Annotated in this window: 12 protein-coding genes; 6 read left to right on the top strand and 6 right to left on the bottom strand. The window is 68.6% G+C overall.

The features are described 5' to 3' along the window. Positions 1-47: 47 nt before the first annotated feature. From RJQ01_RS08490 to RJQ01_RS08475, 4 genes are all read left to right on the top strand, one after another. Positions 48-647, top strand: a complete 600-nt coding sequence (locus RJQ01_RS08490) for a DUF3000 domain-containing protein (protein WP_502885249.1) — start codon at positions 48-50, stop codon at positions 645-647. Continuing rightward, positions 640-1,902, top strand: a complete 1,263-nt coding sequence (locus tag RJQ01_RS08485; RefSeq protein ID WP_502885248.1) for an HRDC domain-containing protein — start codon at positions 640-642, stop codon at positions 1,900-1,902. The genes RJQ01_RS08490 and RJQ01_RS08485 overlap by 8 nt, the downstream gene beginning before the upstream one ends. Before the next feature lie 91 nt (positions 1,903-1,993). Then, a complete protein-coding gene (locus RJQ01_RS08480) occupies positions 1,994-3,193 on the top strand; it encodes a thiolase family protein (protein WP_350476301.1) in 1,200 nt (399 codons plus the stop codon). A gap of 23 nt (positions 3,194-3,216) precedes the next feature. Continuing rightward, a complete protein-coding gene (locus RJQ01_RS08475) occupies positions 3,217-5,364 on the top strand; it encodes a 3-hydroxyacyl-CoA dehydrogenase NAD-binding domain-containing protein (RefSeq protein WP_350476470.1) in 2,148 nt (715 codons plus the stop codon). Between the two features lie 3 nt (positions 5,365-5,367). On the opposite strand, the gene dxs is transcribed toward RJQ01_RS08475, so the two are convergent. From dxs to dut, 5 genes are all read right to left on the bottom strand, one after another. Beyond that, a complete protein-coding gene (gene dxs / locus RJQ01_RS08470) occupies positions 5,368-7,314 on the bottom strand; it encodes a 1-deoxy-D-xylulose-5-phosphate synthase (RefSeq protein ID WP_350476300.1) in 1,947 nt (648 codons plus the stop codon). Between the two features lie 96 nt (positions 7,315-7,410). After that, positions 7,411-10,242, bottom strand: coding sequence for an aconitate hydratase AcnA (gene acnA, locus RJQ01_RS08465; RefSeq protein ID WP_350476299.1), 2,832 nt, complete (start codon positions 10,240-10,242; stop codon positions 7,411-7,413). A 125-nt stretch (positions 10,243-10,367) separates the two neighbouring features. Next, positions 10,368-11,111, bottom strand: coding sequence for a DUF3159 domain-containing protein (locus RJQ01_RS08460; protein ID WP_350476298.1), 744 nt, complete (start codon positions 11,109-11,111; stop codon positions 10,368-10,370). Then, positions 11,108-11,743 (bottom strand): DUF3710 domain-containing protein, encoded by a 636-nt coding sequence (locus RJQ01_RS08455; RefSeq protein ID WP_350476297.1) that lies wholly within the window; start codon positions 11,741-11,743, stop codon positions 11,108-11,110. Before RJQ01_RS08455 ends, RJQ01_RS08460 begins: the two co-directional genes overlap by 4 nt. After that, positions 11,740-12,207, bottom strand: a complete 468-nt coding sequence (gene dut, locus RJQ01_RS08450) for a dUTP diphosphatase (protein WP_350476296.1) — start codon at positions 12,205-12,207, stop codon at positions 11,740-11,742. The genes RJQ01_RS08455 and dut overlap by 4 nt, the downstream gene beginning before the upstream one ends. 33 nt (positions 12,208-12,240) lie before the next feature. On the opposite strand from dut, the gene RJQ01_RS08445 reads away from it, so the two are divergent. Then, on the top strand, positions 12,241-12,696 hold the full coding sequence (locus tag RJQ01_RS08445; protein ID WP_350476295.1) for a DUF3093 domain-containing protein: 456 nt from the start codon (positions 12,241-12,243) through the stop codon (positions 12,694-12,696). Positions 12,697-12,710: 14 nt separating this feature from the next. Here RJQ01_RS08445 and RJQ01_RS08440 read toward each other — a convergent pair whose 3' ends face one another. Then, on the bottom strand, positions 12,711-12,998 hold the full coding sequence (locus RJQ01_RS08440) for a DUF4193 domain-containing protein (RefSeq protein ID WP_152582930.1): 288 nt from the start codon (positions 12,996-12,998) through the stop codon (positions 12,711-12,713). Positions 12,999-13,203: 205 nt separating this feature from the next. Here RJQ01_RS08440 and sepH point away from each other — a divergent pair, with 205 nt between their 5' ends. Beyond that, a complete protein-coding gene (gene sepH, locus RJQ01_RS08435; RefSeq protein ID WP_350476294.1) occupies positions 13,204-14,268 on the top strand; it encodes a septation protein SepH in 1,065 nt (354 codons plus the stop codon). The last annotated feature ends 26 nt before the right edge of the window (positions 14,269-14,294 follow it).

The following is a 14,294-nucleotide window of genomic DNA, read 5'->3' as shown; positions in this document are numbered from 1 at the left end:
GCGAGTCTCACGCGGTCAACCTAGCAAGTGCGCCTAGTCTGCTTCACGTGCCTCCCGCCACGACCTCCGCTTCGACGCCGGAGGCGATCTTCGACTCCCTGGTCTCCTCGATCGACCGGTCGGCCCTGCGCGACGAGCTCGATGTGCGCGATATTCCCGCGCCGACCGGGCTCGCGCCGTATGCGATCGCGTTCGCGGCAGACGTCAACCCCGCGCGGCATGCCGACGATTCGGATCTCGGAACAGGGCGCATCGTGATTCTGTTCGACCCCGAGGAACCGGAGGGCTGGGGCGGCCCCTTGCGGGTGGTGTGCTTCGCGCAGGCTCCTCTGGAGACAGAGATCGGCCTCGACCCGTTCGTGGCGGATGTCGCCTGGTCGTGGCTGGTGGATGCGCTGAGCGCTCGGGGCGCCACGTACACCGCCATCAGCGGTACGGCGACGAAGGTGCTCTCGACCGGCTACGGCGAGCTCTCCGAGCAGGGCAATGGCGCGCAGCTCGAGTTGCGCGCCAGCTGGAGCCCGCTCGACACCGACCTGAGGCCGCACGTCGAAGGCTGGGCCGAGCTGCTGTGCATGGTCGCCGGCTACCCGCCGGCACCCGAGGGTGTGGCGGTGCTGCCGCCCAGACGGGCGTCGCGTGACTGAAGGGCAGGAGTCCGAGACCGACGGGCAGGAGCTCGCCGCGCTACCCCGCGCGGCGCCCGCATCGACGCCACGGGTCATCGACACGCGCGATGACTATCTCGCCGCTGTCGACCTGCTGCGTCGGGCATCCGGCCCTGTCGCCGTGGACGCGGAGCGTGCGAGCGGCTTCCGCTACTCTCAGCGCGCCTACCTCATCCAGGTCTTTCGGCGCGGCACCGAGGTGATGCTGTTCGATCCGCCCGCCATCGGCTCCTTCGGCGAGCTGCAGGAGGCGATCGGGCAGGAGGAGTGGGTGCTGCACGCGGCGAGCCAAGATCTGCCCTGTCTGCGGGAGCTGGGGCTCGAGCCGCACGAGATCTTCGACACCGAGCTGGGCGCGCGACTAGCGGGCTACCCTCGTGTCGGCCTCGGCGCGATCGTGGAGGAGACCCTCGGGCTCCATCTCGCGAAGGAGCACTCGGCCGCCGACTGGTCCACGCGCCCCCTGCCTGCCTCCTGGCTCACCTACGCCGCGCTCGACGTCGAGCTGCTGCTTGACGTGCGCGACGTGATCGAGACTCGTCTGGCGGAGCAGGGCAAGATGGTCATCGCCCAGGAAGAGTTCACCGCCGTGCTCGAGCGGGATGCGCCGGAACCCCGCGCCGAGCCCTGGCGCCGCCTCTCGGGTCTGCACGCGGTGCGCGGTCAGCGCGGCCTCGCTGTCGCACGCGAGCTATGGCGGGCACGCGACGCCTACGCGCACGAGGTCGACACGGCGCCGGGTCGTCTGCTGCCGGACTCGTCCATCGTGACGGCGGCGAAGGCGGCCCTGGCGTCGAAAGCAGAGCTCGCCGGCCTCTCCGGCTTCCACGGTCGCGCGAGCAGATCGCAACTGGACCGCTGGTGGGCGGCGATCGCGGCCGGTCTCGCCACCGACGACCTGCCTGCGCTGCGGGTGCGGGATGACGCGCTGCCGCCGCCCCGCGCGTGGAGCGACCGCAACCCCGAGGCGGATGCACGGCTCAAGGCCGCGCGTGAGGCCCTCACCTCTGCGGCTGAGCAGTATCGGCTGCCTCTCGAGAATCTCCTCACCCCCGACCATCTGCGTCGACTGGCCTGGTCGCCTCCCGGTGACGCGGGAGAGCGCGCGATCGCCGACCGTCTCGCCGAACTCGGCGCTCGACCGTGGCAGATTGAGGCGACCGCACAGTTGATCGGCCAAGCCTTTGTCGAAGCCCACCAAGCCCTCGCGGAGGCTCCCCCGGAGGATTCGTAGGAAGACGCAGGCGATGCGAGCGGCGCGAGACACCCTCCCTAGGCTGGGCTCCGTCAGTCAAGTCAGCATCACCATTGCACTGGGAGGCACTGTGGCCAAGCGAGCCGACGTCGTATTCGTGGACGGGGTGCGCACCCCCTTCGGTCGCGCAGGCGAGAAGGGCATGTACTGGGGAACCCGGGCGGACGATCTCATCGTCAAAGCCATGATCGGCCTGCTCGAGCGCAACCCCTCCCTGCCGAAGGAGCGCGTGGACGATGTCGCCATCGCCGCGACGACGCAGCAGGGCGACCAGGGGCTGACCCTCGGTCGCACAGCCGCGATCCTGGCCGGGCTTCCGCTCTCCGTGCCGGGCTTCGCGATCGACCGAATGTGCGCCGGCGCCATGACCTCAGTCACCACGACGGCGGGTGGCATCGCGTTCGGCGCCTACGATGTGGCGATCGCCGGCGGAGTCGAGCACATGGGTCGCCACCCGATGGGTTTCGGCGCTGATCCCAATCCGCGATTCCTCGCCGAGAAGCTCGTCAGTGCCGACGCGCTCAACATGGGCATCACCGCGGAACGCCTGCACGACCGCTTCCCTGCACTCACGAAGGAGCGGTCGGACCGCTATGGGATGCGCAGCCAGCAGAAGGTGGCCGCGGCCTACGAGGCGGGCAAGATCCAGCCCGACCTCGTCCCCGTCGCGCTCCGCAGCGAGAGCGGGTACGGGCTTGCCACGATGGACGAGGGCCTGCGGCCCGAGACCACGATGGAGGGGCTTGCGGGCCTCAAGACGCCCTTCCGACCGCACGGCCGCGTCACCGCGGGCAACGCGTCGCCTCTCACCGACGGCGCGACGGTGAGCTTGCTCGCGAGCGCCGATGCCGCCAAGGAGCTCGGGCTGTCGACCAAGATGCGGCTGGTGAGCTTCGCCTTCGCGGGCGTCGCACCGGAGGTCATGGGTATCGGCCCGATCCCCTCTACGGAGAAGGCGCTCGCCAAGGCGGGTCTGTCGATCGACGACATCGGGCTCTTCGAGCTCAACGAGGCCTTCGCCGTGCAAGTGCTCAGCTTCCTCGATCACTTCGGCGTGGACGACGACGACCCCCGGGTGAACCCGTGGGGCGGTGCGATCGCCTTCGGGCACCCGCTGGCCAGCTCGGGGGTGCGGCTCATGATCCAGCTCGCGCGCCAGTTCGAGGAGCGCCCCGACGTGCGCTACGGCTTGACGGCGATGTGCGTCGGCCTGGGCCAGGGCGGCACCGTCATCTGGGAGAACCCGCACTACACCGGAAAGAAGAAGTGACCGTGGCAGCGACAGCATCAGCAATCAGCCAGTACTCCGCCAATCAGTTCACCGAGCTTCTCGGCCTGAGCGATGACGAGGTAGTCACGCACTCCTTCGTGCGCGACGTCCCTCTGGCCAGCGGCGGCACCCTCGCGCTCGTGACGCTCGACAACGGGCGCGACCACACGCGGCCGAGCACCCTGGGCCCCCAGGGGCTCCTCGAGCTGGCGCGCGTGCTGGACGAGCAGAAGGCGCGCGGCGCCGCGGGCGAGATCCGCGGAGTCGCGATCACGGGCAAGCCCTTCATCCTCGCCGCGGGCGCCGACCTGTCCAAGGTCGGCGCCATCCCGAACCACGGCGCGGGGCGCCAGATGGCCCAGCTGGGCCACTACGCCCTCGGCAAGCTCGGCGAGATGGGCGTTCCCTCGTTCTGCTTCATCAACGGGCTCGCGCTCGGCGGCGGTGTGGAGATCGCGCTCAACGCCGACTATCGCACGCTCGACTCAAGCGCTGCAGCTCTCGCCCTGCCCGAGGTCTTCCTCGGCATCATCCCCGGCTGGGGAGGCGCCTGGCTGCTGCCCAACCTCATCGGCATCGAGAACGCCCTCAAGGTCGTCGTCGAGAACCCTCTCAAGAACAACCGCACCCTCAAGCCTGCCGAAGCTCTCGAGCTCGGCATGGCCGACGTGATGTTCGGTCCGGCGAACTTCCTCGAGGAGTCGATCCGCTGGGCGGACGGCGTCATCGCGGGAGAGACGAAGGTCAAGCGCAAGAACGCCCCGGGCAAGATCGAGCGCACCGTCAAGTGGGATGCCGCGATCGGCATCGCGCGCTCCATGCTCGAGAAGCGCATCGGCACCGTCGCGCGCTCGCCCTACGTGGCTCTCGACCTCCTGAAGTCGGCGAAGAGCAGCGACAAGGCCACGGGCTTCGCAGCAGAGGACGAGGCGCTCGCCGATCTCGTCTCCGGTGACCAGTTCCGTGCGTCGATCTACGCCTTCAACCTCGTGCAGAAGCGGGCGAAGAAGCCGGCCGGCGCCCCCGAGAAAGACCTCGCCAGGCCCATTGCGAAGGTCGGTGTGCTCGGGGCCGGGCTCATGGCGAGTCAGTTCGCCCTGCTGTTCGTGCGCAGGCTGCAGGTGCCGGTCATCATCACCGACCTCGATCAGGAGCGGGTCGACAAGGGCCTGGACTACATCCGCGGCGAGATCTCCACGCTCGAGCAGAAGGGCCGCATCGACGCCGACGAGGCCAACCGGCTGCGCGCGCTCGTGACGGGCACGATCGACAAGAAGGACTTCGCCGACTGCGACTGGGTCATCGAGGCAGTCTTCGAGGAGCTCACGATCAAGCAGGATCTCTTCGAGGAGATCGAGGCCATCGTCTCCCCCGAGGCGATCCTGGCGACCAACACGTCATCGCTCTCGGTGGAGAGGATCGGCGAGAAGCTGCAGCACCCCGAGCGTCTGGTGGGCTTCCACTTCTTCAACCCGGTCGCGGTCATGCCACTCATCGAGGTCGTCAATGCTCCGCGCACGAACGAGGCGAGCCTCGCGACCGCGATGGCCATCGCGGCGAAGCTGCGCAAGAATGCCGTGATCACGGCAGACTCCCCCGGTTTCGTCGTCAACCGCGTGCTCGCCAAGCTGCTCGGCGAGGCCATGCACGCCGTCGAGATCGGCACGCCGTTCGAGACGGTCGTCGAGGCCCAGCGCCACTTCGGCCTCCCGATGGATCCGTTCGTCCTGCTCGACCTCGTCGGGCTCAAGGTCGGCGCGCACGTGCTCGATACCCACCACGGCGCCTTTCCTGACCGCTTCTTCGAATCGCGCGCTCTTCACGAGCTGGCCGAAGCCGGCGTGCTGCTGGAGAAGGACTCCAAGGGGAACGCCAAGGGCATCGACAAGAAGGCGATCGCGATCGTGGGCAAGCATCGCCCCGAGGGCGCGACGCCGTGGACTGTCGAGGAGCTCACGCAGCGTCTCGAGGACGGCCTGGCCGACGAGATCCACCGCATGCTCGAGGACGGCGTGGTCGCCGCGCCGGAGGACATCGACCTGTGCATGATCCTCGGTGCGGGCTGGCCGTTCCAGATGGGCGGCATCACGCCGTTCCTCGATCGTGTCGGCGCCTCCGAGCGCGTCTTCGGCGCTACTTTCCACGAGCCGCCGATCCGCGGCGTCCGCTGACGGTCAGCGGGAGCGCTCGTCCTGATCGACCGAGATCGAGGCGTCCTCCGGTAGCGGGCGCGCCACCGGGATGCGGGTGCCGAGCACCTGCGCGACGAGGTCGCGCGCGATGGCCTGAGAGGAGAGGCCGACGCGGTCGAGAATCTCGTCACGGCTGGCGTGCTGCAAGAACTCGTCAGGCAGGCCCAGCTCGTCGACCGCGGTGTCCACTCCTGCCGCACGCAGCTCCTGCCGGATGCGCGTGCCGATGCCCCCGACCCGGATGCCGTCCTCGATGCTCACGACGATGCGATGCTCTCGAGCGAAGTCGATGATGCTGGAGGCCACCGGCACGACCCAGCGAGGGTCCACCACCGTCGCGCCGATGCCCTGGTCGGCAAGGCGCTCTGCGACCTCGAGCCCGATCTTCGCCATGGGCCCGACCGTGATGATGAGCACGTCCTTGTGCGGGGCCTCGCGCAGCACGTCCACTCCGTCGCTCGTGCGGCGCACGGCCTCGAACTCGGTGCCGACGGAGCCCTTCGAAAATCGCAGTACGGTCGGCGCATCGTCGACAGCGACGGCCTCGGCGAGCTCCTCGCGCAGGCGAGCAGCGTCCCGCGGCGCGGCGAGACGGATGCCCGGCACGACCTGCAGGATGGCGAGGTCCCACATTCCGTGGTGGCTCGCGCCATCCGGCCCCGTGACGCCGGCACGATCGAGCACGAACGTGACCCCGGCGCGATGCAGCGCGACATCCATGAGCACCTGATCGAAGGCGCGGTTGATGAAGGTGGCGTAGAGCGCCACGACGGGGTGCATACCTCCGTAGGCGAGCCCCGCGGCGGAGGCGACGGCGTGCTGCTCGGCGATGCCGACATCGATGATGCGGTCCGGGTGCTTCTCCGCGAGCTTGTGAAGCCCGGTGGGCCTCAGCATCGCCGCGGTCATGCCGACGATGCGCCGGTCGCGGTCGGCCAGCGTCACGATCTCCTCAGCGAAGACGGAGGTCCACGACGGCTTGCTCACCGACTCCACGGGCTCCCCCGTCTCAGGGTCGATCTGCCCGACGGCGTGGAACTGGTCGGCCACATCGGCAAGTGCCGGCTCGTAGCCCTTGCCCTTCTGCGTGATCGCATGCACGATCACCGGGGCCTCGTACTCCTTGGCCTGGCGCAGCGCGCGCTCCATGTCGCCCAGATCGTGACCGTCGACGGGACCGATGTACTTGATGTCGAGATTGCTGTAGAGGGACTCGTTGTTGCTCACCCGGGACAGGAACCCGTGCAGGCCTCCGCGCACTCCGCGGTAGACCGCGCGACCCGGAGCGCCCAGGTAGCCGAACGCTCGCTCCGTGCCGCGACGGAAGCGGTAGTACGAGCGCCGCGTGCGAACGTCCGACAGGAATCGCGCCATGCCTCCGATAGTGGGCGCGTAAGACCGTCCGTTGTCGTTGACCACGATCACGAGGTTGCGGATGTTGTCGTCCGAGATGTTGTTGAGCGCCTCCCACGTCATGCCGCCCGTGAGCGCTCCATCGCCGACCACGGCGACGACGTGACGGTCGCCCTGGCCGGTCATCGTGAAGGCGCGCGAGATGCCGTCGGCCCAGCTCAGAGAGCTTGAGGCGTGCGAGCTCTCGACGATGTCGTGCTCTGACTCATCGCGCTGCGGATAGCCCGCGAGGCCGCCCTTCATTCGCAATCGGCTGAAATCCTGGCGTCCGGTCAGCAGCTTGTGCACGTACGACTGGTGACCCGTGTCCCACACGATCGCATCGCGGGGCGAGTCGAACACCCGATGGATGCCGATCGTCAGTTCGACGACGCCGAGATTCGGACCCAGGTGCCCGCCGGTTTTCGACACCTCGGAGACCAGGAAGCGGCGGATCTCCTCCGCGAGCTCCACCAGCTCTGAGGGACTCAGTCGGTCAAGATCGCGGGGGCCGTGAACGGTCTCGAGTAGTGCCATTGGGTCACTCTACGCGAGCGCGCACGGGCCGTGGCTGAAGAGCGGGTGGGTCTTCAGCCACGCGGAGAGCGTGCCGTGCGGACGCGCTCGGAACCCTCACACCAGCGAGCGCAGCACGTACTGCAGGATGCCGCCGTTGCGGTAGTAGTCGGCCTCGCCGGGGGTGTCGATCCGCACCACGGCGTCGAACTCGACGGTCTCCTTGCCCTGCGCGGAGTGCTCGCTCGGCGTCGCGACGACGCGCACCGTGCGAGGAGTCCTGCCCTCGTTGAGCTCCTCGATGCCCGTGATCGCGATGACCTCGGTGCCATCGAGCCCCAGCGACTCCGCGGACTCTCCTGCGGGGAACTGCAGGGGGACCACGCCCATGCCGATGAGGTTGGACCGGTGGATGCGCTCGAAACTCTCGGCGATGACGGCGCTCACGCCCAGCAGGCTGGTGCCCTTCGCCGCCCAGTCACGGCTTGAGCCCGAGCCATACTCCTTGCCGGCGAGGATGACGAGAGGGATCGACGCGGCCTGGTAGCTCTCGCTCGCGTCGTAGATGAACGCCTGCGGGGCATCCGGCTTCGTGAAGTCCCGCGTGAAGCCGCCCTCGACGCCCGCGCCGTCGTTCGCGTCGGACAGCAGTTGATTGCGCAGGCGGATGTTCGCGAAGGTGCCGCGGATCATGATCTCGTGGTTGCCGCGGCGCGAACCGTAGGAGTTGAAGTCCTTGCGATCGACGCCGTGCTCCGTGAGGTAACGCCCTGCGGGCGAGTCGGCCTTAATCGACCCGGCCGGGCTGATGTGGTCGGTCGTGACGGAGTCGCCGAGCTTCGCGAGCACCCGGGCCCCGACGATGTCGGAGACGGGAGACGTCTCGAGCGTCAGGCCCTCGAAGTACGGAGGCTTGCGCACGTAGGTCGACTCGGGGTTCCATTCGAACGTCGCACCATCGGGTGTCGGCAACGATTTCCAGCGCTCATCGCCCTCGAAGACCGATGCGTACTGGTGGGTGAACATGCTCGTGTCGATCGAGGAGTCGATCGTCGACTGCACCTCAGAGGCCTCCGGCCAGATGTCGCGAAGGTAGACGTCGTGCCCGTCCTGGTCCTGGCCGAGCGGATCGCTCTCGAAGTCGAAGTTCATCGAGCCAGCGAGCGCGTACGCGATGACCAGTGGAGGGCTCGCGAGGTAGTTCATCTTCACGTCCGGATTGATGCGGCCCTCGAAGTTGCGGTTCCCCGAGAGCACCGCCGTGACGGCGAGATCCTTCTCGGCGATGGCCGCAGAGATCTCGTCCGCGAGCGGGCCGGAGTTACCGATGCAGGTCGTGCACCCGTAGCCGACGGTGTAGAAGCCGAGTGCCTCGAGGTCGTCGGTGAGTCCCGCCTTCTCGTAGTAGTCGGTCACGACCTTCGAGCCTGGAGCGAGCGTGGTCTTCACCCAGGGCTTGGCCTTCAGACCCTTGCGGGCTGCGTTACGTGCGAGCAGGCCGGCCGCGAGCATGACAGAGGGGTTGGAGGTGTTCGTGCAGGACGTGATCGCGGCGATCGTGACCGCGCCATGGTCGAGCGTGAACTCTGTGCCATCGACCGTGACGTCGATCGGGTTCGATGCCGCGCGCGGCGCCTGCGAGCGGTGGCGGTGAGCGATGCGGTGGGCCGACTCCTCGTCGTCAGGTGTGAAGCCGACGGGGTCGGACGCCGGGAAGGTGCCCTCGACCGCAGCGTCCACACCCGAGTGCTCGGTCGAGGTGTACTCGCTGAGGACGGTCTCGAAGGCGGTCTGCGCATTCGTGAGCTCGATGCGGTCCTGCGGACGCTTCGGTCCGGCGATCGACGGGACGACCGTGCCGAGGTCGAGCTCGATGTACTCGCTGAAGACCGGCTCGACGCTCGGGTCGTGCCACATGGTCTGCATGCGCGCGTAGGCCTCGACGAGCGCGACCTGGCTCTCGGAACGGCCGGTGAGACGCAAGTAGTCGAGCGTCACGTCGTCGATGGGGAACATTGCCGCGGTGGATCCGAACTCGGGGCTCATGTTGCCGATCGTGGCGCGGTTCGCGAGAGGAACCTGCGCAACACCGTCGCCGTAGAATTCGACGAACTTGCCGACGACTCCGTGCCTGCGCAGCATTTCGGTGATGGTGAGCACGACATCGGTCGCAGTCACGCCCGTCGGAATCGAACCCGTGAGCTTGAAGCCGACCACCTTGGGGATGAGCATCGACACGGGCTGACCGAGCATGGCCGCCTCGGCCTCGATGCCACCCACTCCCCAGCCGAGAACGCCGAGCCCGTTGACCATGGTCGTGTGCGAGTCGGTGCCGACGCACGTATCGGGGTAGGCGCGCAGCACGCCGTCGACCTCGCGCGTGTAAGTGACCTTGGCGAGGTGCTCGATGTTCACCTGGTGCACGATGCCGGTGCCGGGGGGCACGACCTTGAAGTCGTCGAAGGCCGTCTGGCCCCAGCGCAGGAACTGGTACCGCTCGCCGTTGCGCTCGTACTCGATCTCGACATTGCGCTCGAGGGCGTCCTCAGTGCCGAACAGGTCGGCGATCACGGAGTGGTCGATGACCAATTCGGCGGGCGCGAGCGGGTTGATCTTGTGCGGGTCGCCGCCGAGCTCGGCAACGGCTTCGCGCATGGTCGCCAGGTCGACGATGCACGGAACACCGGTGAAGTCTTGCATCACGACCCGCGCGGGCGTGAACTGGATCTCGGTGTCGGGCTCCGCGGTGGGCTGCCATGCTCCGAGGGCGCGAATCTGCTGGTCGGTGACGTTCTTGCCGTCTTCGGTGCGCAGCAGGTTCTCCAGCAGCACCTTGAGACTGAAGGGGAGCTTCTCGTAACCGGGAACCTTGTCGATGCGGAACACCTGGTACTCGGTACCGGCCACGTCGAGGGTGTCGAGGGCGTCGAAACTGTTCACTGCAGACACGTCAGGTCTCCTTACACGAATTGGTGGCGATGCCGATGCCTGCGGCGTCGCGTCCAGCACGCCGCCAGCCTAGCCGCCGCGCCGGGTCGTACCATTTATCTTGATATCAAGATAAATAGACGATATCACTCGCTCGCAGGCTTCTGTGGCGACCCCGCTGTCTCCGCGCCGCGCGCATACACAGCCCGCACCATGAGCCAGGTGATCCAGAGCACGGCCGCGTAGAGGGGCAGGCCCATGAGCAGCTTCGTCGCCGCAAGGGCGGCAGCCTGCTCGGCCAGATAGAACGGCACCTGAACCCCGAGCCTGAGCACGAACATCCCGACCCACAGCCATGTCGCGACCGTGAGCACGGTGCGCTTCGCCGGATCGGCCCGCCACTCGGAGTCACCCGTCAGCAAGCCAGCAATGACCCCGATAAGCGGGCGCCTCGCCAGGAGGCTGATGAGGAGCGCGGCGAGCCAGACACCGTTGATGACGAAGCCGAGCAGGAAATTCTCCTCCGCCCGGCCCGTCCAGAGCGCGAGGCCCGCCGAGAGTCCGATACCGACGAGTCCGATGACGGCGGGCGCGACCGGCGAGCGCGTGAGGGCGCGGACGAGAACGAACACGACCGCGATGCCGAGGGGCACCAGGACAGAGGGAGCGACCTCTTGGGTGATCGTGAACACGACGAGGAACAGGAAGCCTGGGAGAAGGGATTCGACCAGACCCCTGACCCCTCCGACGGCACCCCAGAGGGCGTGCGCGGTGGGCCGTTCACCGGGCTCGACGCGCCCGAAGCCCGATCGTCGCGCTGCGGCGGTCAGCGCCGCGCGCACGTCCGGGTCGGCGGGTGCGCCCGGCGTCGGCGTGGGATCGGCGCTCACGAGCCGGCTGGGGCCGCAGTCTGGCCGCCCGGTGCCGTCGCGCCCTGCGGCACATGAAGAGGAATGAGGTCGCGCGGGGGCATCGGCGTCGTTCCCCGGACGACGACGATGCTGCGGAAGACATCGTCGATGGCCCCCGCAGCAGCGGAATCGGTGGCGCCCTGGCCAGCGACGACACCGCGCAAGAACCACCGAGGCCCATCGACACCGATGAAGCGCGCGAGGCGCGTCGTGCCGTTCTCGCCGCCGGCGACCGGGATGCGCGCGACGAGCTCGGGGCCGAAGGTACCCGCGCGCTCGGTCACCTCCCCGCCCTGAGACCGTACCTGCTCCGCAATCTGGGCCCTGATCTCGTGCCACAGGCCGCTCGACCGGGGCGCGGCGAACGGCTGAACCTGCAGTGTCGACCCGCCGTAGTCGATGCTGACCGCCACGACGCGCTTGCTGGACTCGTCGACCTCCAGCCGCAGTTGCAGGTCCGTGCGTGGTACGAGCTTGACGCCGCCGAGATCGACGTAGGGTCGCACTGCGTTCGCCTCGCTCTCGTCGAGCGGGCCAGCCTCGGCGCGGTCGGCCGGGGCTGACTTGGCGTCGTCGGGCAGCGGCCCGTCGGGGAGCTGGGGATCGGTCACGCGGGGGCTCCTTCAGTCGAGTCCGGCCCCTCACCGTAGCCGGTAGAACCGAATCCTCGCTGACCACGATGCGAACCGGGGAGCGACTCCACCGGGACGAAGTGCGCCCGCACGATGGGCCAGACGATGAGCTGAGCGATGCGGTCACCCACCGCGATCGAGTAGCTCTCGCGGGCATCCGTGTTCAGGAGCGTCACCCGCAACTCCCCCCGGTAGCCGGCGTCGACCGTGCCGGGAGAATTGACGATCGTGATGCCGTGGTTCGCGGCGAGTCCGCTGCGCGGCACGACGAATGCGGCGAAGCCGTCGGGAAGAGCGATCGCGCAGCCGGTGCCGATCGTGGCCCGCTCGCCGGGGGCGAGAACGACCGGCTCGGCCGCCCTGAGGTCGGCACCGGCGTCACCGGGGTGAGCGTAGGCGGGTGGAAGTGAACCGGTCTGCAGCACATCGAGGGTAGCGGGCACGCCGTCGAGGCTAGTGCATGGTCGAATAGGGATATGCCCCTGTTTCGAGAGCGACTGCACCCCTCCGCGTGGCTTCACATCGTCGCGCTCCTCGCGCTTCCCGCGAGCATCCTCGTTCTCGCGCCGGTGAGCGTTCCCGCAGGCGTCGTCACCGGGCTGGTGCTGAGCGGCGCGCTCATCTCACTGCTGTGGGCGCTCGCCCCCGTGATCGAGGTCGCCGACGGTGCGCTGACGGCAGGGCGTGCGCGCATCCCGCTCTCGCTCCTGGGAGCGGTCCAGGTCGCGCGCGGAGAGGACGCGCGACAGGCGCGCGGGCCCGGTCTGGATGCTCGCGCCTGGCTTCTGCTGCGAGGCGACGTCGATCCCGTCGTGCGCATCACGATCGACGACGACGACGATCCCACGCCCTACTGGCTCATCTCGAGTCGGCGGCCGGATGAGCTCGCGCTCGCGATCGGCGCCGGTGCGGCACCGGCTGCGGGAGGCTGACGCGACCGCTCAGATCAGGCGCACTCGCGGCAGATGGCGCCGAGCTTCTCCTGGTGATCCAGCTGCGAGCGATGCTTCACGAGGAAGCAGCTGACGCAGGTGAACTCGTCCGCCTGCGGAGGGAGCACCACGACGTCCAGATCGAGGTCGGCGAGGTCTTGCCCGGCGAGCTCGAAGCCGGGGTTATCGGCATCGTCGGCGTCGACCACGCCCGACATCTTGTCGGGAACCCGCTCCTGCAAGGCCTGGATCGAGTCGGTTTCCTCGTCCGTCTTGCGGGGGGCGTCGTAGTCGGTTGCCATGCCATTCCACTTCTCGTCGGTGCTCGGGCGCCGCGTTCGGCGCGCACAGTTTGCAGGAAGGTAGCCAGAAACGCAAACCGCGCGCCCGGGGTTCTCCCGACGGTGCTGTCTCGCCAAACGCACGGCACGCCCGCGCTATTCCCCGACTGCGGGCCTCGCGCGTGGGATGCTGGGCGCACTCGCGGCACGAGGGAAGGGCCTGCGCATGGATGAACTCACAGTGGTTGGCGCCGAGGACGGCGCGCTCATCGTGGTCTCCGCCGCCGGTGATCGCTTCCGCATCCCCATCACGGAGGGCCTGCACGCTGCTCTGCGACAGCACCGGCCTGCGGGCGCGTCCGCGCACCGCGTCGGCCCCAAGGACATCCAGGCGGCCATCCGGTCTGGTCAGTCCGCCGCCGAGGTCGCAGCAGCGACCGGAGAGCCACTCGAGTACATCGAGCGCTTCGAAGGCCCGGTTCTCGCCGAGCGGGAGTTCGTCATCTCGTCGGCTCGAGGGGTAACAGTCGCGGTCGCCGCGGAGGGAGACACGGGAGCGCTGCAGACCTTTGGCACGGTCATCGATGAGCGTTTGGCCGAACTCTCGGCGCGCGACGTGCGATGGACGGCGGCGAAGCGTGCTGGCCAATGGACCCTGACGGTGAGCTTTGTCGACGACGACGTCGCACGCGCGGCGCTGTGGACCTTCGATCCCAAGAAGGGCTCCCTCGCTCCCGCCAATCGCGAGGCGCAGTCCCTCTCCCAGCAGGGCGACCCGCCCGCGACGGTCGTGCCTCGACTTCGCGCCGTGCCCGCCGAGCATCGCGGAACGAGCTCGCGCTTCGATAGTGGAGCCTTCGAGTTCGACGAGGACACCGACGCGGAGGCCAGTCCGCCTCGCATCGGCGACGCCGGTGGGCGGTCGTCTGCTCTGAACGACTCCGACGCACCCATGAACCAGACCGCCGACCTCCTCGAGGCGCTCCGCAAGCGCCGCGGCGAGCGGGAGGCACCGCAGGCCCCCGACGAGGATCGCGAGTCCGCCCGGGCCGCTCATCCCTCCACCGGATCGATCAGAATCGTCGACATCCCGCTCGACGATCCGCCGGAGGAGACCGCGATCGAGGTCGAGCGCTCCACGGGCGCCGACGTCGGCGCGTCGGAGACCGCCGGCGCGCCGGAGGATCCGGCGCCCGGCGCCCGAAAGCCTTCCGGGCGCCGCGGCCGTGCCGCGATGCCGAGCTGGGATGAGATCGTCTTCGGCGCGCGACCGGACGACGACCCCGCCTGACCGCCAACGGGCGGCGTTCGAGGCGG

The organism is Microcella sp. (genome assembly GCF_040286215.1).
In the GTDB taxonomy this organism is placed as follows: Bacteria; Actinomycetota; Actinomycetes; order Actinomycetales; family Microbacteriaceae; genus Microcella.
The sequence above is the reverse complement of the archived record's forward strand: the minus strand, read 5'-3'. Positions and strand labels throughout refer to the sequence as shown.

What these genes read in the sequence shown, in the direction of transcription:
- dxs (WP_350476300.1), bottom strand. Translation starts at nt 7,314, where the DNA reads ATGGCACTACTCGAGACCGTTCACGGCCCCCGCGATCTTGACCGACTG.
- RJQ01_RS08445 (WP_350476295.1), top strand. Translation starts at nt 12,241, where the DNA reads ATGCCCCTGTTTCGAGAGCGACTGCACCCCTCCGCGTGGCTTCACATC.
- RJQ01_RS08440 (WP_152582930.1), bottom strand. Translation starts at nt 12,998, where the DNA reads ATGGCAACCGACTACGACGCCCCCCGCAAGACGGACGAGGAAACCGAC.
- sepH (WP_350476294.1), top strand. Translation starts at nt 13,204, where the DNA reads ATGGATGAACTCACAGTGGTTGGCGCCGAGGACGGCGCGCTCATCGTG.